This is a genomic window from Ferroplasma sp. Type II, assembly GCF_000496155.1.
Genome location: NZ_KI542709.1, coordinates 13,380 through 37,462, shown reverse-complemented (window position 1 = coordinate 37,462; position 24,083 = coordinate 13,380). Strand labels below are relative to the sequence as shown.

25 protein-coding genes, 1 tRNA gene and 1 pseudogene are annotated in these 24,083 nt (G+C 38.8%); 12 read left to right on the top strand and 15 right to left on the bottom strand.

The window, feature by feature from the left end; translation table 11 throughout:
• Window positions 1–10: 10 nt before the first annotated feature.
• From AMDU4_RS05505 to AMDU4_RS05495, 3 genes are read right to left on the bottom strand one after another with little or no spacing between them, the layout of a single operon-like run.
• Entirely contained in the window at window positions 11–844 is an 834-nt protein-coding gene (locus AMDU4_RS05505) for a hypothetical protein (RefSeq protein WP_021786993.1), read from the bottom strand.
• 17 nt (window positions 845–861) lie between these two features.
• The gene (locus AMDU4_RS05500) at window positions 862–1,179 is read right to left on the bottom strand and encodes a helix-turn-helix domain-containing protein (protein ID WP_021786992.1); all 318 of its coding nucleotides are present in this window, start codon (window positions 1,177–1,179) and stop codon (window positions 862–864) included.
• The gene (locus tag AMDU4_RS05495) at window positions 1,166–1,390 is read right to left on the bottom strand and encodes a hypothetical protein (protein ID WP_021786991.1); all 225 of its coding nucleotides are present in this window, start codon (window positions 1,388–1,390) and stop codon (window positions 1,166–1,168) included. The genes AMDU4_RS05500 and AMDU4_RS05495 overlap by 14 nt, the downstream gene beginning before the upstream one ends.
• A gap of 118 nt (window positions 1,391–1,508) precedes the next feature.
• On the opposite strand from AMDU4_RS05495, the gene AMDU4_RS05490 reads away from it, so the two are divergent.
• Window positions 1,509–1,721: a hypothetical protein gene (locus AMDU4_RS05490; protein WP_021786990.1), complete on the top strand. Its 213-nt coding sequence runs from the start codon at window positions 1,509–1,511 to the stop codon at window positions 1,719–1,721.
• 230 nt (window positions 1,722–1,951) lie between these two features.
• Here AMDU4_RS05490 and AMDU4_RS05485 read toward each other — a convergent pair.
• From AMDU4_RS05485 to AMDU4_RS05465, 5 genes are all read right to left on the bottom strand, one after another.
• Window positions 1,952–2,024, bottom strand: a tRNA-Thr gene (locus tag AMDU4_RS05485).
• Window positions 2,015–3,175, bottom strand: coding sequence for a DUF1015 family protein (locus AMDU4_RS05480; protein WP_021786989.1), 1,161 nt, complete (start codon window positions 3,173–3,175; stop codon window positions 2,015–2,017). The genes AMDU4_RS05485 and AMDU4_RS05480 overlap by 10 nt, the downstream gene beginning before the upstream one ends.
• Window positions 3,176–4,591 (bottom strand): RNA-guided endonuclease IscB, encoded by a 1,416-nt coding sequence (gene iscB / locus AMDU4_RS05475; RefSeq protein WP_021786988.1) that lies wholly within the window; start codon window positions 4,589–4,591, stop codon window positions 3,176–3,178.
• 49 nt (window positions 4,592–4,640) lie between these two features.
• Window positions 4,641–5,519, bottom strand: a complete 879-nt coding sequence (locus tag AMDU4_RS05470; RefSeq protein ID WP_021786987.1) for a deoxyribonuclease IV — start codon at window positions 5,517–5,519, stop codon at window positions 4,641–4,643.
• Window positions 5,500–6,213 (bottom strand): TrmB family transcriptional regulator, encoded by a 714-nt coding sequence (locus tag AMDU4_RS05465; protein ID WP_290704284.1) that lies wholly within the window; start codon window positions 6,211–6,213, stop codon window positions 5,500–5,502. The genes AMDU4_RS05470 and AMDU4_RS05465 overlap by 20 nt, the downstream gene beginning before the upstream one ends.
• 331 nt (window positions 6,214–6,544) lie before the next feature.
• On the opposite strand from AMDU4_RS05465, the gene AMDU4_RS05460 reads away from it, so the two are divergent.
• On the top strand, window positions 6,545–6,913 hold the full coding sequence (locus tag AMDU4_RS05460) for a hypothetical protein (RefSeq protein ID WP_021786985.1): 369 nt from the start codon (window positions 6,545–6,547) through the stop codon (window positions 6,911–6,913).
• A 58-nt stretch (window positions 6,914–6,971) separates the two neighbouring features.
• On the opposite strand, the gene AMDU4_RS05455 is transcribed toward AMDU4_RS05460, so the two are convergent.
• On the bottom strand, window positions 6,972–7,682 hold the full coding sequence (locus AMDU4_RS05455) for a transposase (RefSeq protein WP_021786984.1): 711 nt from the start codon (window positions 7,680–7,682) through the stop codon (window positions 6,972–6,974).
• A 275-nt stretch (window positions 7,683–7,957) separates the two neighbouring features.
• Here AMDU4_RS05455 and coaBC point away from each other — a divergent pair, with 275 nt between their 5' ends.
• Genes coaBC through AMDU4_RS05440 form a run of 3 tightly spaced genes read left to right on the top strand, consistent with a single transcriptional unit; the run spans window position 7,958 to window position 10,853 of the window.
• On the top strand, window positions 7,958–9,175 hold the full coding sequence (coaBC, locus tag AMDU4_RS05450) for a bifunctional phosphopantothenoylcysteine decarboxylase/phosphopantothenate--cysteine ligase CoaBC (RefSeq protein WP_021786983.1): 1,218 nt from the start codon (window positions 7,958–7,960) through the stop codon (window positions 9,173–9,175).
• A gap of 50 nt (window positions 9,176–9,225) precedes the next feature.
• Window positions 9,226–10,284: a DNA polymerase IV gene (locus AMDU4_RS05445; protein WP_021786982.1), complete on the top strand. Its 1,059-nt coding sequence runs from the start codon at window positions 9,226–9,228 to the stop codon at window positions 10,282–10,284.
• An 11-nt stretch (window positions 10,285–10,295) separates the two neighbouring features.
• Window positions 10,296–10,853 (top strand): DUF309 domain-containing protein, encoded by a 558-nt coding sequence (locus AMDU4_RS05440; RefSeq protein WP_021786981.1) that lies wholly within the window; start codon window positions 10,296–10,298, stop codon window positions 10,851–10,853.
• Between the two features lie 25 nt (window positions 10,854–10,878).
• On the opposite strand, the gene AMDU4_RS05435 is transcribed toward AMDU4_RS05440, so the two are convergent.
• The gene (locus AMDU4_RS05435; RefSeq protein ID WP_290704281.1) at window positions 10,879–11,019 is read right to left on the bottom strand and encodes a hypothetical protein; all 141 of its coding nucleotides are present in this window, start codon (window positions 11,017–11,019) and stop codon (window positions 10,879–10,881) included.
• Between the two features lie 198 nt (window positions 11,020–11,217).
• Between AMDU4_RS05435 and AMDU4_RS05430 the strand changes: the two genes are divergently transcribed.
• A complete protein-coding gene (locus tag AMDU4_RS05430) occupies window positions 11,218–12,666 on the top strand; it encodes an MFS transporter (protein ID WP_021786980.1) in 1,449 nt (482 codons plus the stop codon).
• 281 nt (window positions 12,667–12,947) lie between these two features.
• Window positions 12,948–14,513 (top strand): thermopsin, encoded by a 1,566-nt coding sequence (locus tag AMDU4_RS05425; protein ID WP_021786978.1) that lies wholly within the window; start codon window positions 12,948–12,950, stop codon window positions 14,511–14,513.
• Between the two features lie 13 nt (window positions 14,514–14,526).
• Here the strand turns inward: AMDU4_RS05425 and AMDU4_RS05420 are convergent, their stop codons facing one another.
• Together AMDU4_RS05420 and AMDU4_RS05415 are read right to left on the bottom strand one after the other, a co-directional pair.
• The gene (locus tag AMDU4_RS05420; RefSeq protein WP_290704278.1) at window positions 14,527–14,760 is read right to left on the bottom strand and encodes a biotin/lipoyl-containing protein; all 234 of its coding nucleotides are present in this window, start codon (window positions 14,758–14,760) and stop codon (window positions 14,527–14,529) included.
• Between the two features lie 2 nt (window positions 14,761–14,762).
• Window positions 14,763–16,790 (bottom strand): pyruvate dehydrogenase complex E1 component subunit beta, encoded by a 2,028-nt coding sequence (locus tag AMDU4_RS05415; RefSeq protein ID WP_021786976.1) that lies wholly within the window; start codon window positions 16,788–16,790, stop codon window positions 14,763–14,765.
• A gap of 98 nt (window positions 16,791–16,888) precedes the next feature.
• On the opposite strand from AMDU4_RS05415, the gene AMDU4_RS05410 reads away from it, so the two are divergent.
• The 4 genes and pseudogenes from AMDU4_RS05410 to AMDU4_RS05395 all read left to right on the top strand — a co-directional run bounded on the left by AMDU4_RS05410 (window position 16,889) and on the right by AMDU4_RS05395 (window position 20,158).
• Window positions 16,889–17,284, top strand: a complete 396-nt coding sequence (locus AMDU4_RS05410) for a hypothetical protein (RefSeq protein ID WP_021786975.1) — start codon at window positions 16,889–16,891, stop codon at window positions 17,282–17,284.
• A 252-nt stretch (window positions 17,285–17,536) separates the two neighbouring features.
• Window positions 17,537–18,187, top strand: a pseudogene (locus AMDU4_RS05405) (APC family permease); the annotation flags it as partial.
• Between the two features lie 46 nt (window positions 18,188–18,233).
• Complete coding sequence (locus AMDU4_RS05400) at window positions 18,234–18,911, top strand: amino acid permease (protein WP_021786972.1); 678 nt, start codon at window positions 18,234–18,236, stop codon at window positions 18,909–18,911.
• Window positions 18,912–18,979: 68 nt separating this feature from the next.
• Window positions 18,980–20,158 carry an NADP-dependent isocitrate dehydrogenase gene (locus AMDU4_RS05395; RefSeq protein WP_021786971.1) on the top strand — a complete coding sequence of 393 codons (1,179 nt, stop codon included), beginning with the start codon at window positions 18,980–18,982 and terminating at the stop codon, window positions 20,156–20,158.
• A gap of 7 nt (window positions 20,159–20,165) precedes the next feature.
• Here the strand turns inward: AMDU4_RS05395 and AMDU4_RS05390 are convergent, their stop codons facing one another.
• Window positions 20,166–20,408, bottom strand: coding sequence for a hypothetical protein (locus AMDU4_RS05390; protein ID WP_021786970.1), 243 nt, complete (start codon window positions 20,406–20,408; stop codon window positions 20,166–20,168).
• 258 nt (window positions 20,409–20,666) lie between these two features.
• Here AMDU4_RS05390 and AMDU4_RS05385 point away from each other — a divergent pair, with 258 nt between their 5' ends.
• On the top strand, window positions 20,667–22,361 hold the full coding sequence (locus AMDU4_RS05385) for an APC family permease (RefSeq protein WP_021786969.1): 1,695 nt from the start codon (window positions 20,667–20,669) through the stop codon (window positions 22,359–22,361).
• Window positions 22,362–22,398: 37 nt separating this feature from the next.
• On the opposite strand, the gene AMDU4_RS05380 is transcribed toward AMDU4_RS05385, so the two are convergent.
• Both AMDU4_RS05380 and AMDU4_RS05375 read right to left on the bottom strand, forming a co-directional pair.
• A complete protein-coding gene (locus AMDU4_RS05380; protein ID WP_021786968.1) occupies window positions 22,399–23,463 on the bottom strand; it encodes a cobalt-precorrin-5B (C(1))-methyltransferase in 1,065 nt (354 codons plus the stop codon).
• The gene (locus tag AMDU4_RS05375) at window positions 23,453–24,052 is read right to left on the bottom strand and encodes a precorrin-8X methylmutase (RefSeq protein ID WP_021786967.1); all 600 of its coding nucleotides are present in this window, start codon (window positions 24,050–24,052) and stop codon (window positions 23,453–23,455) included. The genes AMDU4_RS05380 and AMDU4_RS05375 overlap by 11 nt, the downstream gene beginning before the upstream one ends.
• Window positions 24,053–24,083: the final 31 nt, after the last annotated feature.

The following is a 24,083-nucleotide window of genomic DNA, read 5'->3' as shown; positions in this document are numbered from 1 at the left end:
AATATAATTTTTATCTAATGAAATGAATTCTTGGTTCTATTACAGATTCATAGAATTCCATTATTGACATTATTATAAACAGTATGCCTGTTATTAGAGCGAATATCCCTGCTATTATAAGTAAGCCGGATATGGAATCTCCCAGTGCAGCTGGCATGTGGGCCACATTGAAGGAAGCCATGGATGCCCCTGTTATAAGCAATCCTATGCCGAAGATAAATATTCCAAAAGGCTTTGCTGAACTTGATATAAAGTCCGATATCATTGCAGTTGGCTTGAATATGAACGTCAGGACAAGAAGGATTTCCATGGCTACGAATGCCTGTGCCCATAGGGCGGAGTTAAGGTATGACGTTCCAAAAACGTAGATATATGGTGCAAGTGGATAACCCACCATGCCTATATATACAAGCATTGCTGCTATTATTATCATTATCCTTGAAAGAAGTTCATCATTCTTGAAGAAATAGTACATATAACCGAATGCGAGACCAACAAAGCCTATTATAGCAGGAAAAATATTGGAACCTGTGCTTATTTCCAGTATGATCTCGGAAAAAAAGAGAAGGAAAAAAAGGACAAGTGACATGAATATAAATCGATCAGTAATATCAAACTTACCAGACTGGTAAATGCTGAATATTATTGATCCATAGAAAATGTCGAACATGATTACTAATAAAATTCCTATTTTGTATAAAACACTGAAATGTGCCGTTATTGTATATATGCTATTTACAAGGGAAGCAGCGATGAAGAATACCACTGAAACGATTAAAAGGAGTCTTGATATGCCATTTATTCGATCCCTGGAATTGCCGCCGTAATATGAACGTTCTGACATGTAAGGATTAACCAAAATTAGCTATTTAGTTTTTTCTGCTTTCCATTCAGTGATTCAATAGCGTCCAGTGGAGCCATCATGGCTTTTCCCTTTTCAGTTAAGGTATATATGACACGTAGAGGCTTCATTGATACAAAATTCTTATTGATTATCCCGTCCTCAGAGAGAATCCGTAATGCCTCTGTGAGAGCCTTGGGCGTAATATTTTCTATGGAATTGTATATTTCGTTGTATCCCGAACTCCCATTCATGGAGAGATACTTTATTATCAGGGGTTCCCATTTTCCCCTGAGTGGTTTTAAGGCAATGCTTAGCGGGCAATCATCTGTCCTCATGTTTTTCCCTCTGCTGATATCTTGTTACCATCCCATCTTCCAGTATATCCATGCTTGCCCTATAGTCTTTGCCAGCAATGGCAAAAGCTACTCTGGCAGTCCATTTTTTCAAACCTGAATAATAGAAAATATCTTCTGTCTCTATCGTCTCAGGAGAAATATTTTCCATTTTTGTGATCTGGTCTGTGATGATCTGCTTTAAATCTTCCATTTTGTCAATGGTTAATTTAAATTGTATGCTCAATAATGCATACTCTTATTATAATACTTTTTGAACGATTAAGCAACAATATGGATAAGTGTTTTATATTTTTCACTCATCTATAAAGATGGAAGACCGTGAAAAAGCTGCTGCTTTTGTCAGGAAATACATATCCGGCAACTATTCCGGTGTGGAAAATATGCACATAAGGGAAATGAAATATGATACATATACCGGAAACTGGACTGTACATACAAGTTTTAATGATATAAACAGGAGCTACGAGATCGCAATATTGTTCAAGGATAATAAAATTATATTTGTTAAAGAATTTGTGTAGAATAATTTTTAGCAGGTTTTTTCCTCAGAGCTTCAACAAAGATTCTTCTGATAGTACATTTTCTTGCCAGAATTAATTGAAATATTGATCAGGATTTCTCTATCATCTTCACATTTCAACTGAAGAAAATAGTAGTGTTGTGTCTCAACGCTTTGGCATGATGTATTTAGCTCACATCTAGAACTATGTAGTTATCAATAATTTGTATTAATTTTATATATTCAACAGCAAGCCATCGGCGAGATTTGAACTCGCGACCTGCTGATTACGAATCAGCCACTCTTCCTGCTGAGCTACGATGGCTTAAGGTAAATAGCAATTCCTGATGGGATTTTTGGATAAAAATATGTTGATTTCTGTGGGAATATTACTCCCTCGAGGGTCATTTTCAGAAATACATCCTTCTGCCATGGTGGAATTATTATAGCAAAGTCACATTCATGCATATCCACTGCATTTATGGCGTCTGTGGTGTTGTATATATATCCTACTTTAGTCTCAATGTCATTTTTGTTTATACCCAGTGCATCCACAAACAAAATCTGGTTTATTATTTCTGTTGAAATTGGATATTTAGTACCAAATGTCTCATCTATTACGAATTTCTTGGGAACTAACCTGTAAAATACGCCCTTGCTATATACCCTTAAATCATTGTCTTCCACAATTGCCCGTTCTACTGTGACATCAAACAGATTCCTGATTTTTGGAAGATTTTCCTCAAAGTTTATTCTGTATACAAGTCTGTCAACACCACCGATCATTAACCCGTTATCGTAGATTGATGTTATATAGGACATTGCATAATTCCAGAAACTGTCTCCAGTTTCTTGTTTTATATCCTTTATTGCCTGTGTCCGGTGATGTCCGTCTGCAACTATTCCCTGGTCATTCCTTACAGCTTCCCGCAATTTAGCTATCTTATCAGGGTCTTCGAGAAAATACACATGGTTTTCTACTCCACTTGGTTCCTCAAATTTGAATCTTTCTTCAAGGCTGTTAGCATATCTTCTTACAATTTTGTCAAACCCATTGTTAGGTACAACAATAAATATAGGCTCAGGTTCTCCGTTGAGTTCTCTCATTACCGTTTTTCTTTCCATAACCTGTTTTTCAAATGTGTTTTCATGAACCTTTAACATGCTGTCAATTTCTGTGAGGGATATGATTCCATATCTTGTGGTTGCCTCTTTGTTAATATAAAATACCTGTTTCAATATAATTATAATATCCTTATTATACTGGTAAATGACATTTTCAGCGATCCATTTCTGAATTAGCTTTTCCTGGCTCATGCCATTATTCCTGTATTCTGGAAGACTAAGTGCAGTGATATTAAATTTTGAAGAACGTAATTTCTTTTCCTGCTCAACCGTTATTGTATCAAAGGGTGGTGAAACATAATCACTTATGTCACCGGTAAATAAATATGGTTTGAATTCTTTTATATTCATCTAACTCCCCTCCAAGGAGACCATATGCGATAGCGTGGGAAAGAATTGGGTAGTGAACCCCAGTCCCTTGCCGTATTTTACCAACTTTACCTTCTTTATGTTAACATCCATCTTCTTTTCACCATTCCTTATTATTACATAATTTCCATAACTATGAACCCCAACAACGCCGTATCTGCTCTCCCCGAATTCCACTACATCACCGGGTTGTAAGGGGTATCTTCTCCTTCTTATTGATGGCCTGAATCCCTTTCTGTTTATTTGAAGGGAACGGTTATTTCTCCTTCTCTGTGTTACATTAAAAACAGTGGATCTTGCCTGCGTGGTTCCTCCAGCAATCACAAATGCATCGTTGGCATGGCTCTTATCCAGCCCAGGGGAAATACGGTTCTTCTTTGTGATGTACCCGAATGTATGTATTGCTTCCGTAAGCTGAGTGAGCTTCCACCTTACGGTGTTCATGAATGCTGCATCTCTCAATGGCATCGATGCCGTTTTTCTCACTTCAGGATATCCAAACTCTTCTGCGGTAAGGTTGTTCTTCTTCTGGTTGCATTCATGGCATGAGATGGCAAGGTTGTCTACTGTATTGGAACCGCCTCTGGATTTAGGTGTGAGATGCTCAATCTCCAGGGGTACATTGGTCTTTCCACAGTACACACACTTTCTATGGAACTTTTCAAGGAGGTATTCCCTGATTTCATATCCCTGAAGTTCTCCCTGCTGGTATTCTATCCCACTTATCTCAGGATTCTTCATCTTCTGCTGATCGAATGAAGCAACCTCAATAATAACCTTGGATACGGGAAGGATCCTCTTCAGTTTCTCAATCAGTCTTATGTGCGTCTGTAGTTTGTGATCTATGCTGGGCGCAAACCATCCCTCCCTGTTGTTCCCCCGGTTCATAAACCGTGGTTGCCTGTACCACAGCCTGTTTCTCCTGTTCCTGCGGTACATGGATTTCTCCACGTTCAGTTTCGGTATATCCGTTCTCATGACAGCTTCTCCAGAGATCAATTCTCTTTTTTCTGTGACTGCAGAGAATCCAATGTGCTTATATCCTGCATCTATACCTAATGTTACTGGCTGCTTTGTCTCTCCAGTTGCATAGAGGAGCTGAATAGTGAATGGATTGGAACTGATCACTCTTGTCTTATCCCATTTTAAAAGTCTTCTCGCCTTTCCTGGTGATGTTGGCATTAATGATTCATTGCGCATGTTTATGACGGGAACCCTCAGGTCCTGTCCAGTCATGCCTGACTGTAGGTCCACATCGGGGTTGTTAGAAGGGGTTTTTAAACCATGCACACTGAGAGTTTCCTCTCTGTTTAATGCATGATCACAGTTGCCACGGACTTGTGGAGCATCCGCAGGTGTGTATGTATCTCTCCTATCTAACTTCTGCTTCTCTTTCATATGTTTCTCCATGTTTTTAAAGCCCCCTAATCAACTCTTGCGTTGTCCCTCACGGGACATGCCCCCTGCGTGAGCTAGGGTAGTTGACCAGCAGACTTTTCAGTTTTTCAAGGTTTTCAGCATAGTGCTCATCTCCACCTGGAGTTTCCATAATCATGGGTATATTATTGAATAACCTGTCATTTATTATATTTGCAAATCCCGTATCTCCTATATACCCCATACCAATGTTTTCATGTCTGTCCTTCTTGGTTCCCAAACCGAACATTGAGTCATTTATATGCATAGCACCTATATGATCAATAATACCATTTGACTTCATTGTTTCAATGTTTTCTTCATATTTATCCTTTATATCGTAACCTTTAGCAAACAAATGGCATGTATCCAGGCATAAACCGATTTTGTTTTTTGACAAATCCATCATTTTAGCCATTTCTTCTATTGTTGCTGGAACAGTACTTCCCTTGCCGGATGAATTTTCTATGAGTAACGTCACATTTCCCGTTTCAATGGAATTCATTAATTCCATTATGGAATCCATGGCCCTTTCTCTGTCTTGGTTAGAACCAGGATGCAGTACAAGTTTTTCAATTCCCAGACTGTTGCATGCCCGTACTTCATATTTCAGGTCCTCGATGGACTTTTGCACAAGTTCCCGGTTATCTGATCCCAAATTCAAAAGGTACGTTGCATGCACAACCGGAGTTTTCAGATTAAACTTTTCAACCTCTCCTCTGAAATTTTTAGATTCCTCCTCAGTGATTTCCTTATACTTCCACTGTAGGTTACTTTTTACAAATATCTGGAATGTGTTGAACCCAAAACTGGCAGCGCGTTTCGGGGCAAGATCAACGCCTCCTGCAATGGAGACATGTCCTCCAACCAGTTTGTTGGTTTCACTGAAATCACATTTTGATATCATCATTCATCATCATATTGATAAATTGCAGTACATGCAATGAAAGTATTGGATTATCAGTGTAGCCGCATGCATCAAGGTCAGCGCCTGCAAGCATTGCACGTGAATCGTCGCTTGCCACATCTGTTGCTATAAGCCCCTCTTTTCTGTATACTATTGTATTGTGTGGCACCCTTTTGTTGGGTGGTGTAATAAAAACTACCTTTACACCTCTTTTCAGAGCATTGTCAATATTCTTCTTCAGTTCGCTTCTGATTTCCCTGATTCTTGGTGTTGCTATAAGAATTTCCCTTTCCGTCAAATCGAACATTTCAGCCATTTTATTCATTACCTTGGATCGTCCATAAATAGTGAATACAAGCTGCGGGTCTCCTTTGGATGGAAGTACATCCTGGAGTTCCCTTAAATCATCAAATAACTTATTTACATCGTTGATAAAATTCTCCCTTATCTTGCCCATATCCTCCGGTTTGAACATTCTGGGCCTACCCTCAGTTTCTCTTGCAAATCCCCTGGAAACAAGGGATTCCATAACCTTGTAGGCTGATGTTCTCGGGATCCCGGCCGTGTCCGCAATAGTATCAGCGTTTGCCACACCATGATACACTAGTGAGGCAAAAGCCTGGGCTTCATATGACGAAAGTCCAAGGATTTTAAGCATATTTGCAGTTTTCATAATATGTTCTGGATTAGCTTCCATAACTAATAAATGCATTATTAATTTAAAACATTTTCCTTTTTCCACTAACTTACAGCAAAATTTGTTAAAAAAATTAATAATGAAATTCAATTCCTAAACTGAAAATCAACGGTGCCGTATTCTAAACATGCAGGAGATATTCAGTAGATTCCAGCATGTACTGCAGGAGATATATATCAGTTCAGTAGTTGTTGCTTTGACATGAACCATCGTGTCCATTTTATTATGAACTTGTAAAATATTGTATCTAAAGCAATTTGTATATAATTTGCATGTAATTTGTATATAATCTACCAGAAGAAATTAATAATATGACCTATTTATTAAAAATATGGCAAACAAGGTAATTGATGTACTAAGATGGCTTGGTATATTTGGTGCTTCAATATGGGCCGGAATACACATGACATTGCTAGGATTAACACTACCCTATATAGTTAAAGCTTTTTTCGGCTTTGTAATTGCAATTTCAATAGTTGTGGCAATGATATATGTTAGTAATAAAAGGGAATTCTATCTGCCTGCCTTTATTTTTTATATACTGAATACAATACTATTGCTTGAATCCAGGTTAGCTCCAGCACCACTTTTCAATAAGAAACTTCCGTGGACAGCATCTGCTGTAGATGCTATAATACTGGATTTTATAATGATAATAATATCAGGAATATTATATATCAAAATAAAACAATCAAAATAATTATAAATTATACCATGACTGTTCAAGGAATAAAGATACGTTGATTATATGAACACTTTCACCTGTTAACTTTTGTTAGGCTGGACTTAATTATCGTTAATAGCTTCCTGTAGACTGGGGCTCTTGGGTTAACCTTAATGGCCTGCTCGGCAGATTTTTGAGCCTCATCTAGGTTTCCCACTAAAAAAAATGCTTTTGCTTTAGAATAAAATAGAAAAGCGTCTCGGCAGCCCATGCTCTCAGCTTTTTGGAAAGCAACTAAAGCTTCCGTTGGATTACCGGTCTTCCTAAGGGAACTTCCCAGGAATAAATAGGCATTTATTAGTAGTGGCCGTTCAATTTCAAGGCTAATAGCCTTCTTATAACAAGGAATCGCATCACCTTCTTTTGATCTGTTATCGAGTGTTATTGCGAGGTAGTACCAGCCAAATGGATCTTTTGGATTCTTATCCACATAGGAAGAAAAAACACGTGTGGCCTGTCCAAGTTTCCCCTCTTTTCTTAGTTCAATGCCTGTTCTTAATTCTGGAGTATCCATTTCACCTATTATCGCCTTTAATTTAGCATTCTCTTTTAGTAGGGTTTTATCAGGGGCCTTTCCAGCAAGCCCATTTCTTCCACCCTCAAGAAACTGTTTTTTCCATCTATAAAACATTGATACTGCTATTCCATGTTCCCTGCATATTGATTCTATTGTAATACTAGGGTTCTGGAATGATTCCATTATTATATTGTATTTCTCCTCTCCAGTGTATTTTTTTCCTGACATTTATATCCCTCACTTGAATGTTTATATAAATCATATGTTATATATATCTTTCCCGTTTTTAACCTTAAACTATTCATAACCAGCAAATATCGCATTCTTTTCCATGGTGGATAAATGTTCATACATCCGCTCCTGGTTGATTTCAAGTGATTGCAACGGTATCTTTCATTAACGTTTCTGAATTAATACAATTTCAGGGTTTCTCTGGAATCGGAATCATCCGAATCCATGATTTAATAGATAAAAAATTTAAGTCATGAAAGACTATTATAAATATGAACTACATAGAATCACATTTCGAGAACATGCTGTCAGGTAAAAAGGTTATAGTAGCAAGTTCTGCAAGTATATCAATATACAGGATTCCCGACCTGATCCGGGATCTTAAGCGTGAGGGGGCATCAGTGATATCCGCAATGAGCCCGTCCGCTGTGTCCATGATCGGGAAAACTATTATGGAATGGGCAACTGGAAATCCTGTGCTAACAGAAATAACAGGAAACATAGAGCATATATCAATGTTTGATGACAATACAATACTTCTGGTTGCTCCTGCATCCTATAATACCATAGGGAAGATGGCAAATGGGATATCAGATAATATTCCATCATTATTCTTTTCCTATGCACTGGGCCATGGGAACAGCATAGTTGTTGTACCTGCCATGCACCGGGATATGATGGAGAATCCAGTAAATAAGGAGAATATTGAAAAATTGAAAAAGCATGGTGTACTGGTTGTTGATCCTGAATATGATGATACCAAAGCGAAGATAGCCGACAACGATAGGATAATAGACTATCTATGCAGATCGGTTTTTGGTAATGAGCTCAGGGGAAAGAATGTATTGATAATTGCAGGTAGAAGTGAATTGCCCATAGATCCCGTCAGGGTTATAACCAACAGGTCATCAGGATACACCGGCTACTGGCTGGCAAGAAACGCATTTAGACTGGGAGCCTCAATAATTACATATGTGGGAAATTCAGAATATGATATTCCGGGTTATGTGACATATATGGAAAAATACAATTTAAGGGAGATAATTATAGAAATAAATACATACATTACTGTAAACAAATATGATTACATAATAATGCCCATGGCATTGATGGATTTTGATCTCAAAGAAAGCAAAAAAAAGCTTGATAGTAATTCTGAACACGATCTCACTTTAACACCCAGGCCAAAGGTCAGAGACAGGATAAGGCAGATGGCACCTGGTGCAGTACTGGTACTGTTCAATCTGGAAAGCGGGAAAACCTACAACAGCAAGAAATTTGAAAAATCAGATCCGGACATGGTATTGCTCAACAGCTTTGATAAAACACCATTTGGCGACACAAAAAACGATTATACAATAATTTCAAGGAATAAAACGGATGAAATCAAAAAGATTGACAAGGCAGGAATATCCCTTGAAATTTACCGCAGGATAAAGGATATAAAAAGAGACCCGGGGGAACTGGGGATGAACTCCCTCACACTCTAAATTTTAAAATTATATGGGAAAAATTAAATTAGAAGTGTTGATATTATACCATGCCTTTCATTATATTCATAGATTTTGATTATTTTTATGCACAGGTAGAGGAGATAATGAATCCTGCCATTAAGGACAAACCTGTTGTGGTTTGTGTTTACTCTGGAAGAACTGAAAACAGTGGGGCTGTTGCAACATCAAATTACCTGGCCAGGTCCATAGGAATTAAATCAGGCATGCCGCTACCACAGGCAATGAAAATAGGAAAGGATCGAGCTGTATTTATACCCATAAGAAAGGATTTTTACAAGGAATTCTCCGACAGGGTTATGAATACCATATCAACATATTCGGATAAAATAGAAATCGCAAGCATTGATGAAGCATACATAGATGTTACAGAAGAATGCAGTACATTTCAGAAGGCAGTTGAACTTGGTAAGGAAATTAAGGAGGCAATTTTCAGGGAACACGGAATGAAGGCTTCCCTGGGCATATCAATCAATAAGGTTATAGCAAAGATATTGGGCGATATGGCAAAGCCGGATGGAATAAAATACATAGACGAATTCCAGGTGGATGGGTTTCTGAATAACTTAGAGGTAAAGAAAATACCTGGTGTCGGGACTGTTCTTTCAACCAAACTTAAGGATGCCGGAATAGTATACATAAAAGATATTCTGAATAGGGATCCCAGGGCAATGATTGACATTTTAGGGAATGCGAAATATACTTATCTGGTTGAAATAGCAGAAAACCGGTACAATAAGCCTGTGGAAGAAAGGATAAGGAAAAACTTTGGGCGTTATATAACATTGCCAGAAAATACACGAGACAAATTCATAATTATGCCCATTGTCAGGAAAGCCGTGGATTCAGCATATGGGAAGGCTCCCGGAATTCCTGGTGAAATATCTGCCATAGGAATAATGGAAGATCTTGATATTGTTTCCAGATCAATTACCGGAGGCAGGATAAATAAAAACAGCGCATATGAAATTGCTGAAAGCCTCATGGAAAAAATTCTGGATTCCGATCAGAGAAAATTAAGGCGGATAGGAATAAGAATCGGCAAGATTACTTCAAATGAAAGCCTTGATGATTTTTTTGGCACATAATGGTGAGTCAGATGCAGGAAAACTGGAGTCCGGGAAGGTACATAAACATATATAAAATGGATTTGGACAGGCACAACAGGGACTGCCTGTTCAGGCGTTTGAAATCACTTGATCCCTCTGTATACGACCTAAGAATAGAGGAACACGGTGTAGAACTCTCCTATTTTATACGAATAAACAGCATTACGGCATCAATTATGGGAAAAAATTTCTTTACATTCAGCATAAATTATATACAAAATGTACAGTCATTTCCATATGCCATATATCTCATAAAAGAGAATCGTTACTGGGAGGCCCATGAAGTACTGGAAAATAACTGGAGAAACAGCACTGGAATAGAAAAAACAACGTATCAGTACATAATACTCATGTGTGCAGCGGGAGTCCACATGCAGCGTGGTCATGATACCGTATGCAAAAACATAGTTACAAGGGCAGATGGAATGAAAACGCTGGACCTCATTGAAAACCTGAATATTTCTAGAATAAAAAGTGAAAAAAATAAGAATCCATATTCTGAATTAAGCACCATAATTTCCAGTGAGCTACCTCATGCTAAAGGATAGGATCTTCCGGTTTCACTGACAGAACTTACATATGCACATATATTAAATTCTTTGAGCGTAGAGGCTTCATCTCCACCAGTTCTGAATTCCCATTGCTCAACTGGTATTTGTAAGATTTTACCTCTGATTCAAGTACCCCGGCAATTCCTATTGTTAATATTATCATATAAAAATAGTATTTAGACGTTCTATTTCCAATATTTATGCACATTGTAAACCCAGTGGTTTTTCCTGTAAATTGATGTGTAAAACAATACAAAACTTTTAAATTTAATTTATTAATTAACTATTGTTTCACCGAAACTCTTTGAAACATGGGAGTACTTTTCCCGCTGCAGTGACCCGACTGCCAAAGTGATTAAAAATGATGCAATCGGAAGATAAAAAAAATATGTACATTCTTGTCAGTGTTTTAATAGGTATGTTGATGTCTGCAATAGACACCACAATTGTGATACTTGCCTTGCCAACACTGACCGTTGACTTCCATGCCCCTTTCATAAGTACCATATGGGTTATATTAGTGTATCTCCTTGTTCTTGCTACTTTGACAACACAGATGGGCAAGCTTGGAGACATCTTCGGCAGGGGCAGGATATTCAACACTGGATTTATAATTTTCATAATAGGTTCGGCAATGTCCGGTGCATCACCAACAATTAATTTTCTTATAATATCAAGGGTAGTGCAGGGCTTCGGTGCAGTACTGCTACAGGCAAACAGTAACGCCATTATAGCTGATTATTTCCCTGCACGTATAAGAGGCAGGGCATTCGGAATCACGAGTATGGGCTGGAGCATAGGTGGGGTACTTGGTATAGTTCTCGGTGGAATAATAACCACATTTATAGGATGGCGCTACATATTTTATATAAACGTACCAATAGGGCTAATAGGATTCTACATTGCATCAAAATACATAAGAGACAACAAAAAATCCGGCGCAAAGATAGATTATACAGGAACAACGTTTATGGTAGCAATGCTAGGTCTCATATCATATGGTGCAATAGAAGTCGCATCGGTGGGTGCTAACTATTTCAACCTTGTTTTAGTTGTCATAGGGCTAATCCTAATAATCCCATTTGCCATACTTGAGAAAAGGTCAAAAAGTCCAGTCATAGACACCAGGGCATTCAAAAACAGAAAACTTTCCATGTCCCTATTGGCTGCAACATTTCAGGCAATCGGCTTCCTCTCTGTAATATTCATTCTTATAATGTATCTTCAGGGTGTACGTGGGTTATCCCCATTTTATGCATCACTTGTCCTGGTTCCAGGGTATCTGCTTTCCAGTTTCCTATCGCCAAAGATGGGGAAATTATCTGACAGGGTTGCACCGGGAATACTTGCAGGCACTGGTATACTTCTAATGGCAGCTGGCATAGTAGTTTATCTGTTCCTCGGTGTCACTACACCTTTATATGTTGTAATAGTAGGATCAATTATAACTGGGTTTGGCGGATCAATGTTCTGGCCATCAAACACAAGCTCTGTGATGGCTAATTCTCCCAAGGAATTGTATGGTTCATCTTCCGGCTTATTGAGAACACTAACAAACATAGGAACACTGTTGAGTTATGTCATAGCCATAACTGTAGCAGCTTCCACTGTACCAAGATACGTAACTTTTGAGGTGTTCCTGGGTGTTGACAGGCTCCAGGGCGGATTATCCACAAAGTTTATAGTAGGGTTACATTATGCTCTTCTGGTTTCTATGATAGTCCTGGTAATAGGATCGATGATGTCCTATATTACAGTTGTCGGGAAGAAAAATGCAGTGGCAAATGAATCTGGTTCAGGCAGCAAATAATTTTCTTTTCCTCTCGATTCCTGAAGTTTTATCCAGTTATTATTGCAATACGATATCAAGTTCTGTATCCAAAATCCCTGAAAGCCTTCTCCACCAGTTTTGAATTTTTGTAATTTGCATTTTCCTTTTAATTTCAATTTATGGATATTATCATTGTTTTTTCTTCCACCTAATTGCATCATTCATTGCCGTATAAAATGAAGAAAGAATACTAAGTTAATTATGTTCTCAAATATTGGCATCCGGCAACCTTTTTATATTTTATAATACTAAGTTATATAATGAAAAAGTATGCTGTTATTGCCATCTCCATTTCCATGATTTTATCAATTGCCGGAGGAAGTGCATTCGTAATGGATCATACAGCTGGTACAAATAACAGTGTGGCAGTTAATAGCAATGTTGTTCAACCTCATGATTATTATTCTAAAGAACCCGCTCCCATGGGCATAGTTGATTATGGAATTGGCCCCAATGGAACTGGACTCTATTTCAATTCAACGTCATTTACCGGAATTGTGAACATTACACATTTAAAAACCTACAACGCCTCTATTGCAAGTTGTCCACATAATATGGGAATTCAGCTTAACCTTATACTTAGCTTTGACAATGCAGGTACAAATTACAGTTACTGGGTTCAGAATGTGGCAATACTGAACACATCAAGCCACAATGTAGCTATTATAGACAATGTATGGAATTTTACATCCTCGAACTCTGAGATGCATAATAGCACCATATGTGGCAATGGCACTGTACATTCATTCGGCTCAGAAAAATTTTATTACGATGCTGCTAACAATGGGACGTTTTTTCCATTTAATTACAGTCATCTGGAACTCAGGAGTATATCATATGCCAGTGGTGGATATCCACATGTCCATATGCAATATAATAATGGCAGTGGCTGGGTAACATATGATAAACTGAATTTTACCTTTGCCACAAATGTTTCCAGTAATTATAACTTTATAGTAAATGGAAGTGAGTGTAACCCGAATCACCTTCCAATAGATGCAGGGTTTATTCTGGGTGGCCCAGGAAATGGCACGAAAACGAAAATTATGGATGCAAATCTCACCATGGCACTGGAGTACTGGAATGGAAATAATTACCAGGCAGTCTCTGATACTTACAACCATGGCAGTGACACAGCAGAGGGAGTCTACAATGCATCAATAGGTTATAATTCTGCATCAGGGATTCCCATGGCAACTGTTAAAACAGGAAATACCAGCCTCGGGGAATTATATAACTCAGGAAATGTTTCAGATATGAATTTTACAGCCTACCTTAAAAATGGTTATATTACGTTGAATGGAATGAGATATAATTACACAGGTGAATCCATAAATCTTACGCTTAACCCCGGTATTTACAATCTCACACTGTACTCTAAATCTGGGCAGGCTGTTTATAACCACACCTACAGCCTTTCAGCAGGGCAATCTTACAGTTTCAGTACAAGGCATTCATATAATGTTACCTTTACTGAAACAGGCCTGTCTGCGGGTACTGAATGGTCTGTGGATGTCAATGGAAATATTTTGCACTCAGATAAAGGCAATATAACCTTCACCCTGTATAATGGAACATATAACTACAGTGTAACACCCGTTTCAGGCTATTCTGTTTCCAGTGGAAATGGTACTTTCAATGTGAACGGCAATGCAAAAAATATCACAGTGGCATTTACAAGGGATAATGCGAACCACATCCCTGCGCCCATAAACAATAAAATAGATTATAAAATGGGCCATAACCTTAGGTATACTGGCTATTGTTGCGTCACTGGCAATATATGCCCTAATGCCAAGAAAGAGGAAAAATTAAAAATTTTATAAATTATATTATTTTCTATGAGCTCTCAATTTCTATCAGGTCATCTCCAGGGACTATTTCCGCATTTATATCCTGCAAAAGTTTCTTGACTTTGCCTCTGACATTGGTATTTACCTCAATAGTGACCTTTGCCGCCATAATCTGGCACACCGGCATATCCTCCTTTATAATATCTCCAACGCCTACATACCACTGGGTAACTATTGCCTTTCCAAGATCGTTAACATTCCACAATTCGGGGACTTTCACAATCATCTCTTCAGCATCTCCTTTACTGCATCTATGATTTTTTTGCTGTCGGGAAGTGAATATTTTTCCATTCTCTGGCTGTATGGTACCGGAATATCTGGAGACGATACCCTTGCAGGAGCCGTTTTCATTTTTCCAAATAGTTTCTGGCTGACTGTCGATATTATTTCAGATGTGAGTCCAAATGCCCGGTAATCCTCATCTGCCACAATCAAAGACCCTGTTTTGCTGACTGAATTGATAACGGTGTCAGTATCCAGCGGCTTTATGCTCCTCAGGTCTATCACCTCTGCGCTAATTTTTCCCTCTTCCAGTTTTTCAGCCGCTTCCAGTGCCATATGCACAGTAGAACCGATTCCAACTATAGTTACATCAGTTCCCTTCCTTACAATATTTGCTTTTCCTATGGGTATGGTATATTCTTCTTCAGGCACTTCGGTTACCGTTGATTGTGGATAAGGCATCCATGGCAAACCAAGCAGGCCCTTGTGGAACATATAAACAACAGGATTATTGTCCTTTATTGCAGATATCATTAGGCCTTTTGCATCATAGCTGTTTGAGGGAACTACCACTTTCAGACCTGGAATGTGTCCAAATAGTGCATACAATGTCTGTGAATGCTGTGCTGCATCGCCGTAACCTCCTCCAACGGCAGTGGTTATTACAACCGGCATTTTCACTGAACCTCCTGACATATAATGGTTTTTTGCAATATGATTCATTATTGGGTCAAGAGTAACTCCCACGAAATCCGAAAACATCAATTCAACTATTGGCCTCTTGCCCGCAGCCGCCAGCCCTGCAGCAGATCCGATGAATGCGGATTCACTAATTGGCGTGTCCCTTATCCTCTCAGGCCCGAACTTTGCAAGCAGTCCGGTTGTTGCACCAAATATTCCACCGTATTTTCCCACATCTTCACCCATGTAAAGCACATTGGCGTTTCCCTCCATTTCCTGTGAAATGGCCTCAGAAATTGCAATATACATGGGTATTTTTCTTCCCTTAGTTGTAGGATTTATGGAATAATTTACAGGGGCGTATACATCATCCATTGCATCGTCCCCAATAGGTAATGGGCTGTTTTCGGCGAATGCGAATGCCTGGTTTATCTCCTCCATGGCCGAGTTGTTGATTCTGTCATCTTCATCTTTTGTGATAATTCCCTTTTCAATGAGTTCCGCTCCCATTATTTTTATTGGATCCTTTGCAAGAAGTTCCTTTACCTGGTTCTTTGGGCGGTATACTTCCGGGTCTCCCTCAAAATGCCCGTAATACCTGTATGTATCTATACTTATAAGTGTTGGCCCCTCTCCACTCCTGGCACGTTTTACGGCCTTTTCTGCTGCCTCATACATTTTTACCGGGTCGTTGTCCTTTATATGCACCCCAGGCATGCCAAATCCCTTTGCCCTGATAGCGTCATTTTCAAGTGGTGTGGAATCCTTAGTTTCCACTGAAATTGCCCAGTCATTGTTTTCTATTACAAAAATTACCGGCAATTTCCAGAGTGATGCAAGATTCAATGATTCAAGGAACATGCCCTGGTTTAAAGATCCATCTCCTCCATATGCCACGGCTATGCTGTCATTTCCATCCAGTTTTGATGCCAGTGCAGCCCCCAGTGCAGGAGGGAATGATGAGCCCACAATGCCTGCACAGGCAAAATTTACCTTTGTGTCAAAAATATGCATATGACCTCCCTTTCCCTTGCTTAATCCACCATGCTTTCCCATTATCTCCGCTGTCATCCTGTTCAAATCCACACCCTTGGATATGGCGGTATGATGTGGCCTGTGTGTGCTGTAAACAAAATCATTATCCCTGAGAAGCACGGACATCCATGCTGCGGAAGGCTCCTGACCTGCAGAGAGATGCATTTCTCCTGGAATCTTTCCAGCTGCAATGCTGAAAAGGGGCTTCTTATCACTGAGATAGATATCCCTGAGCTTTTCTTCATATTTCCGGCTTTTTATCATTGTAGAATAAATTGTTACTAAATCCTCTCTATTGTCTATATTTTTCATAAAAATCCTCAAAATATAAACTGTGTTTTATATATAAGCATTGGTATTGAAACAAATATATTCATAAAAATTGATATATACTATACACATAGGTATCCATGGAATTTCAAAAAGAAATAGATGTCAATTCCAGCAAAAAGGATATCTGGGAACTGGTAAAGGATTACAAAAAAATACCCGAATTCTGGCATGGAACCAGGAGCATAGAGAAAGAAGGCAATTATTATATGGTTCAGTTCGCCTTTCCTGGAAAGGGGAAAATGGAACTGGAATCAAATGAGGACAATTTCACACTCAATGAAAAGTATATAAAAGGGCCCTTTACAGGAGAAAAAATAACCCGGTTGGAGGGTGATAATCCTGTGAAAATAGTATCTTACTGGAATATCAAACTTTCACCCATGTTGAGAGCCTTTTCAAAAAAATTACAGGGTCACTTCGAGCAGGGAACCGAGGATGCACTGAAACGTATAAAGGATTATTTCGAATCCTGATTCAGCTTAAAATCAATATCATATTTATGTTTAATAAAACCCTGGCAGCAGTCAAGAAATACTGTATGCCCGCATATGGGGCACGCAGAATAATGTCTATAATTGTAGCAGTTATCGCATTTGCAGCTTTCATCTATGCAGTCCCCGCACATATAGTAATGATTCGAAACTATTATTAAATTTTTTTTGATCAGTTATCGCTAATTTGCAAAAATCGATAGTTTGATTTATGAAGGAATACTATTGAGTTATATGGCCTCCTATGGATTAAAAAGAATTCTCGGATTGCGTTCTGCGGTAATTATCAATCTGGGAGCAATAATAGGCGCAGGAATTTTTGTTATTATAGGTATAGCGGCCGGGATGGCAGGTCCTGCCATTATAATCTCAATTTTTGTTTCTGCAGTCATAGCCATATTCACAGGGCTAAGCTTCTCAGAGATAGCACAGCATATATCAAAGGAAGGAGGTGTTTACGAATACGCAAAGGAATCATTTGCACCATCTGCAGGATTTGTGGGCGGAACTATGTGGACATTCTCCAACATGATTGCCATTTCTGCTGTTTCACTGAGCATGGGGAGCTATATAAATGCCCTTTTTCATCTCCATATAAACCTGATAGTTTTTGGAATTCCGGTAATCATAATGTTTGCAATATTAAATATGCTGGGAATAAAAAACTCTGCCAAGACATTGTCCATTCTTGTTGGAGTTAATGTGATAATTCTAATTATTTTCGTTGTCTCTGGATTATTTTATTTCAAATTCGCCGATTTTTCAAACTTTGCACCACACGGATTTACCGGGGTAATGGAAGGCTCGGCTCTTATATTCTTCGCATTTACAGGGTTTTCACGTATCACAACCGTTGGCGACGAAGTAAAAAATCCCGAGAAAAATATACCTAAAGCAATCATAATTTCCATAATAATATCCTCTGCCCTCTATGCTGTCGTTGCTAGTTGTAGCTATAGGACTCATTCCTGCTTCTGGTCTTGCATCGGCTTCAGCGCCACTATCAGCTGCAATAGGGGTTTTGCACAATCCATACCTGCTTATAATTATCGCCATTGGGGGAATTACTGCCACTGCGGGAGTGGTGCTCACCGGCATACTGGGGACAAGCAGGGTTCTCTATGCCATGGGAAGGGACAATGAGATTCCCGGTACATTTGGAAAAATAGACAAATTCGGTACTCCTGTATATTCAATTCTATTGTCAATGGCTATCAGCCTGTTATTCGTATATTTCGTTGGTTTTTCAACAATAATAGAGGCATCAAACGTGTCAGTCCTCATTGCATATTCTATAATTGATTTTTCAGCTATAATGCTATGGAGACGGGTGAAAAATGACAATCCCAAACATCTCAGGGAACAGAAATATTTCTTTATTATACCCCTGATAGGAATGGCCACAATATTTATCACAATAAGCTATTTAGGGCTGCCTGCTATAGAGATCAGCCTTTCCGTCTTGGCACTGGTTTCCGGAGTTTATGCCCTTAAGTATATTATGGGATCTAAGGGTTACATCAAAATTGTGAAAAAGAAAATTCCCAGAGTCAGCCTTGTAAGGGTCTTCGGGAAAAGCAGGAAAAGAATAAAAGATGAAGAACATTAATCCAACTTCCATTAAATTGTACCAAGAGAAATATTAATAATTTATATGCCAATAACATATAGGTTTTCATGGGAAAAATAACATTTGAAAATGGAAAGTGGAAAGTGCCGGACAACCCGACAATTCTGTATACAGACGGTGATGGCATAGGTCCTGAAATTATGGATGTGACAAGAAAGGTTTTAGATGCTGCAGTCAAAAAAGCTTATAAAGACAAAAAAATAACATGGAAAGAAATACTTGTGGGTGATAAAGCCTTAAAAGAGAAAAACGACCGCTTCCCACAGGAATCGCAGGACGCAATAAAAGAGTACCGTGTACTTCTTAAGGCTCCGCTGGGTACCCCGATCGGAACTGGCTTTAAATCCATAAATGTGAGAATAAGGCTTATGCTTGATTTATATTCCAATATAAGGCCAGTCAGCTACATGAAAGGACTTGAGAGCCCGCTTAAACATCCAGAAAACGTTAATTTAACTATATTCAGGGAAAATACCGATGATCTTTACACCGGGATTGAATATAAATATGACAGCAAGGAAGCTGGTGAAATCAGGAAATTTTTCAAGGAAAAATTAAACGTGGACATTAGTGACGATTCCGGAATAGGAGTAAAACCCATGAGCAAATATAAAACACAGAGAATCACAAGGGCAGCGGCGAAATTTGCAATTGAGAATAATAAAAAGAAGATCACAATAATGCATAAGGGAAATGTAATGAAGTATACAGAGGGGGCATTCAGGGAATGGGCATATGAAACCCTTGAAAATGAGTTCGGTGATTACACATCAAGGGATGATTCCAGTAAAATCCTGGTAAACGACATGATAGCGGACAATATGTTCCAGCAGATAATAACAAGGCCCGAAAATTATGAAGTGATAATAGCACCCAATATAGACGGGGATTATATTTCCGATGCAGCAGGCGCACTTATTGGGAATATAGGTACACTTGGGGGAGCCAACGTTGGCGATGATGGCGGAATGTTCGAAGCAGTCCATGGAACGGCACCAAAGTATGCCGGGCAAAATATTGCAGATCCCATGGGATTGATAAGGGGTTCACAGCTTATGATGAAGTATATGAACTGGCATGAAGCCTATGATGTGATAGAAAAAGCCATTGGAGAAGCTATAGAAAGTAAGAAAGTTACAAAGGACCTGGCAAAATTCTTCGATGTTCCAGCACTTGGCACAAAGGAATTCGGCGACAGCCTTGTGGAAATCATAGAGAATTTATAAATAACTTCTATAAGTTTTTCTCCATTTTTTCAATTGATTTTTTGTAATTTTGCAATATGAGAAGTTCTGCCAGAAATAGGAATCCCGCTATAGCCAGTATGGTTAAGGCATCATTTAATATTATTTCCAGTTTCATATGGGAATATTCTGTAGCTATCCTTACTGTTACAGTGGAAATTCCGAATAAAAATAATATTTTTCTATGTTTCCATGTAAATCGCTCATAATCCGCCTGACTTAATATTGTCATCACTATTGATATATATTCACAATATAAAAATTATAATATATAATACAGTAAGTGGTGTTCATTAAAATTATGCATGGTTTCTATATTAAATATACTATTGGATATTGTATAGAAAAATCTGGTATTAAATTGCAAAAGTTTTTAGTATTTAATTATATTTTTATTGAATTCCAACTAAAATTGTTATTGTTTTTCAAATTTAATAATTATTCATGATTTTAAGGAAAAATATTATATATCCTTCCATTATCCATATTTATGCAAGAAATAGATAATAGAGTTTTGGGTAAGCGTACCAAAACTGGAATGAGACGGGGAATGAGCACACACGAAGCCATTATGTTTGGGGTCGGTGGTGCTGTAGGTTCGGGTATACTGTTTGCAGCTGCAGGCGGGACTGCGTATGCCGGGCCAGCAGTTATAGTATCATGGGTTCTTGCCGCAATTTTTATTGTACTGGTTACACTTCCATTTGCTGAATACGCAGCTATGTTCCCAAGATCGGGAATCAGTGCAAGGGTAGCATATTACTCCTATGGTTCCTATGGTGGATTTATGTCAGGTTGGGGATTGCTTATATGGGCTGCAACTATACCAGCTATAGAAGCTGTTGCTGTATCCACATATGCCTCACTTTATTTTCCATTCCTTTACAACTCCACAACAGGAGTACTTACAGGTTATGGGATATTGCTTTCAATACTCCTCCTTCTCGGATTCTTTGCCCTTAATATGGTAGGAATAGCCAGATTCGGTAAATTCAATAAAGTACTTACGTGGATAAAAATTGGTGTTGTGGTGGCTTTTATTGTTATACTTCCAATGTTCATATGGCACTGGGGTAATTTCACATCCGGGTTTGCAGGAGCAAGCGGCTCCGGTGGATTTGCCGGATTTATGCCTTCTGTAGGTGGATTGTTTATCGCCATACCTGCATCGGGCATTCTATTCGCCTTTGGCGGTTACAGGCAGGTAGCCGATATGGCTGGAGAAGTTAAAAATCCTGCAAAAACAATGCCAAAAATTATAGGTACTGTACTGGCTGTTCAATCTCTTTTATACATCGGCATGGCCTTCGTTATAGTAGGAACAGTTAGCTGGGCAGGCTTTGGCATCCAGACAGGAGACTGGAATTTTGTCGCCGGCCTTGGATCTCCACTTTCCTCTATAATTAGGGCAAATGTAGTTCCTGGAATGACAATAGGCGAGACGGATCTGCTTGGTGGCATGGTTGTTGCATTCTTCCTCTTTGCCATATTCTCACCCGGAGGAACTCTTGGAATTTATCTTACCGGTGCCAGCAGGATTATATTTGGGTATTCTGAGGAAGATGCACTTCCTGCAGCATTGAAAAGAACAACAAAACATGGTGCCCCTTATCTAGCACTGATACTGGCCCTTATACTGGCTATAATATTCCTTCTACCCCTTCCATCGTGGTATGCACTTGTAGATTTTGTGGTTGTGGCCGCCGTTGCAAATTTTGCAGTGGCATCTATATCGCTCCCGGTTCTCAGAAGGCTATATCCCAACGTTGAACGACCTTTTAAAATACCCCATCCAATGGTATGGTCGTTTGTATCATTCGAAGTTGCAACGTTTCTTATCTACTGGGCAACATTTCCAACAACCCTTTATGCCCTTGGAGCTGTTCTTGCGGGATCCATCATATTCATATACCAGGCAAACAAGAAGCATTTCAAGGGACTGAATCTCCGCAATTCTGTTTGGATACCTGTATATATAGTTGGAATGATATTATTATCCTATCTGGGAGGAACACCTACAGGCGGAACAAATCTTATCGCATATCCGTTTGATTATGTAGTTCTGGGTATATATGCAGCAATATTCTTTGTAATCGGGTTGAACAGTGCGCCCAAGGAACCACTCACATCCGCAGAAGCATTGTTAGACCCAACAAAGGAAGTCGATTTTGAGGCTGAATACTAAAAATTTATTTTTAAATAGGAATTTTTTTATATTTTTGTCAATATTCATTTTTTATAATTTCAATGGATATCTGTATTTTATTTTCTATAATTTTATTTATATTTTTCAGGGATTTGTCCTTTAGTAAATTAAGGAATACAGTATCATATTTTATCAATTCCATAACTTCCAGTACAGTGTTAGCATGGCGAATTCCTGAAACAATATTATGATCATAGCCCAGATATTCTCCCATGGAGGCAAGAAAATCAAAATTTACGCTACTTTTAGATGAATGTAAGTCCATATTGCCATCCGCTAGCTTTGATATTTTTCCTGGCATTCCCGCAATAATCACCTTTTCAATACCAGCATCCACAGCCCTTTTTACAGCAAAACCAAGAAAATCCCCTATCTCTATAAACTGCTCCTCCCTGAAATCAGGAAATATTTTCTTTACTGCAGTGTCGCTCCTGCCGCCTGTGCTGAAAACCAGTGAATTGATGCCTAATTTAGAGGCAACCCGAATTCCCAGTACTATTGAAGCCTTCCAGGAAGAATCGGAAAATGGTATTACTATGCCCCTGGTTCCAAGAATTGAAATACCACCTACAATGCCAAGTTTGGGGTTGCATGTTTTTTTTGCCACATCCTCGCCTCCCGGAGCGGAAATTGTTATTTTTATTCCTTTTGAAATTCCTTCGGATTCCAGTAAATTCTGTACTGTGGATTTTATCATTTTAAGCGGGACTGGATTTATTGCCGGATTTCCAGGCTTTATTGGCAACCCCTCCTTCGTGACCGTACCTATGCCCTCACCACCGGCAATTTCTATCCCTGGATTTTTTGAGTATTCTACCCGCGAATAGATGTACAGCCCTGTTGTAACATCGGGATCATCGCCACCATCTTTTTTTACTGCGGCCATACAGTAATTTTTTTCTATTTTCTGGTGTTCGATCAAAAATCTGGCCGTTTTCTTTACTGGCAGGTTTATTTTCACTTCATTTACTGTTTTTCCCCCAATCATCATAATAAGAGCTGCCTTTGTGGCTGCCGTTGCACATGCCCCGGTGGTATAGCCGTAACGCAGGTTTGTTGTGTCAGGATTTTCAATGTACATTTAAATACGCTACCATTGCATTGAATATTGCAGCCGCAACCGCTGACCCTCCCTTATTGCTCAGGTTAGTAATAAAATTACCATTGAATCCTAATAATCTTGATTTCATCTCAAGAGCCGATACAAATCCAACGGGGACACCTACAATAAGTCCAGGAAAGCATATTCCTTTATCTACCGATTCAAGCAAAGCGTCCAGTGCAGTAGGTGCATCGCCTACAATAAATATTGACTCAGGATTTTCCAGGCATGCCTTTCTCATAGAAATATACGACCGTGAAATTCCTGTATTTCTGGATTCTGTTACAACATCAGCGTTTCTTATGTAGCATTTTTTATTCGGATAGTTTGATATGCCTGACAGTACCATGTTTATATCAGTTATTGCTGTTACCCCGGTTTCAATATAATGTAAAGCATCCTCAAAGGAAGCAGAGAAGACAAGGGATTTTCCAATTTCAAAGTCGGCGGTGGCGTGGACAACACGGGTTATTATGCTGGATTTAAGTGAATTGTCCAGTCCCATCTTTTCTTTTATGAAGTTGAAACTCTGCCTGTAAATCTCTCCAGGGTTTAGGGTACCAGTCATGTTTTATTTTATCCTGTAATCCCTTAAAATC

Excerpts from the sequence above, each read along its gene's own strand:
- AMDU4_RS05505 (WP_021786993.1), bottom strand. The coding sequence starts at position 844 with ATGTCAGAACGTTCATATTACGGCGGCAATTCCAGGGATCGAATAAAT.
- AMDU4_RS05500 (WP_021786992.1), bottom strand. The coding sequence starts at position 1,179 with ATGAGGACAGATGATTGCCCGCTAAGCATTGCCTTAAAACCACTCAGG.
- AMDU4_RS05495 (WP_021786991.1), bottom strand. The coding sequence starts at position 1,390 with ATGGAAGATTTAAAGCAGATCATCACAGACCAGATCACAAAAATGGAA.
- AMDU4_RS05490 (WP_021786990.1), top strand. The coding sequence starts at position 1,509 with ATGGAAGACCGTGAAAAAGCTGCTGCTTTTGTCAGGAAATACATATCC.
- AMDU4_RS05480 (WP_021786989.1), bottom strand. The coding sequence starts at position 3,175 with ATGAATATAAAAGAATTCAAACCATATTTATTTACCGGTGACATAAGT.
- iscB (WP_021786988.1), bottom strand. The coding sequence starts at position 4,591 with ATGAAAGAGAAGCAGAAGTTAGATAGGAGAGATACATACACACCTGCG.
- AMDU4_RS05470 (WP_021786987.1), bottom strand. The coding sequence starts at position 5,519 with ATGATGATATCAAAATGTGATTTCAGTGAAACCAACAAACTGGTTGGA.
- AMDU4_RS05465 (WP_290704284.1), bottom strand. The coding sequence starts at position 6,213 with ATGGAAGCTAATCCAGAACATATTATGAAAACTGCAAATATGCTTAAA.
- AMDU4_RS05460 (WP_021786985.1), top strand. The coding sequence starts at position 6,545 with ATGGCAAACAAGGTAATTGATGTACTAAGATGGCTTGGTATATTTGGT.
- AMDU4_RS05455 (WP_021786984.1), bottom strand. The coding sequence starts at position 7,682 with ATGTCAGGAAAAAAATACACTGGAGAGGAGAAATACAATATAATAATG.
- coaBC (WP_021786983.1), top strand. The coding sequence starts at position 7,958 with ATGAACTACATAGAATCACATTTCGAGAACATGCTGTCAGGTAAAAAG.
- AMDU4_RS05445 (WP_021786982.1), top strand. The coding sequence starts at position 9,226 with ATGCCTTTCATTATATTCATAGATTTTGATTATTTTTATGCACAGGTA.
- AMDU4_RS05440 (WP_021786981.1), top strand. The coding sequence starts at position 10,296 with ATGCAGGAAAACTGGAGTCCGGGAAGGTACATAAACATATATAAAATG.
- AMDU4_RS05435 (WP_290704281.1), bottom strand. The coding sequence starts at position 11,019 with ATGATAATATTAACAATAGGAATTGCCGGGGTACTTGAATCAGAGGTA.
- AMDU4_RS05430 (WP_021786980.1), top strand. The coding sequence starts at position 11,218 with ATGATGCAATCGGAAGATAAAAAAAATATGTACATTCTTGTCAGTGTT.
- AMDU4_RS05425 (WP_021786978.1), top strand. The coding sequence starts at position 12,948 with ATGAAAAAGTATGCTGTTATTGCCATCTCCATTTCCATGATTTTATCA.
- AMDU4_RS05415 (WP_021786976.1), bottom strand. The coding sequence starts at position 16,790 with ATGAAAAATATAGACAATAGAGAGGATTTAGTAACAATTTATTCTACA.
- AMDU4_RS05410 (WP_021786975.1), top strand. The coding sequence starts at position 16,889 with ATGGAATTTCAAAAAGAAATAGATGTCAATTCCAGCAAAAAGGATATC.
- AMDU4_RS05400 (WP_021786972.1), top strand. The coding sequence starts at position 18,234 with ATGCTGTCGTTGCTAGTTGTAGCTATAGGACTCATTCCTGCTTCTGGT.
- AMDU4_RS05395 (WP_021786971.1), top strand. The coding sequence starts at position 18,980 with ATGGGAAAAATAACATTTGAAAATGGAAAGTGGAAAGTGCCGGACAAC.
- AMDU4_RS05390 (WP_021786970.1), bottom strand. The coding sequence starts at position 20,408 with ATGACAATATTAAGTCAGGCGGATTATGAGCGATTTACATGGAAACAT.
- AMDU4_RS05385 (WP_021786969.1), top strand. The coding sequence starts at position 20,667 with ATGCAAGAAATAGATAATAGAGTTTTGGGTAAGCGTACCAAAACTGGA.
- AMDU4_RS05380 (WP_021786968.1), bottom strand. The coding sequence starts at position 23,463 with ATGTACATTGAAAATCCTGACACAACAAACCTGCGTTACGGCTATACC.
- AMDU4_RS05375 (WP_021786967.1), bottom strand. The coding sequence starts at position 24,052 with ATGACTGGTACCCTAAACCCTGGAGAGATTTACAGGCAGAGTTTCAAC.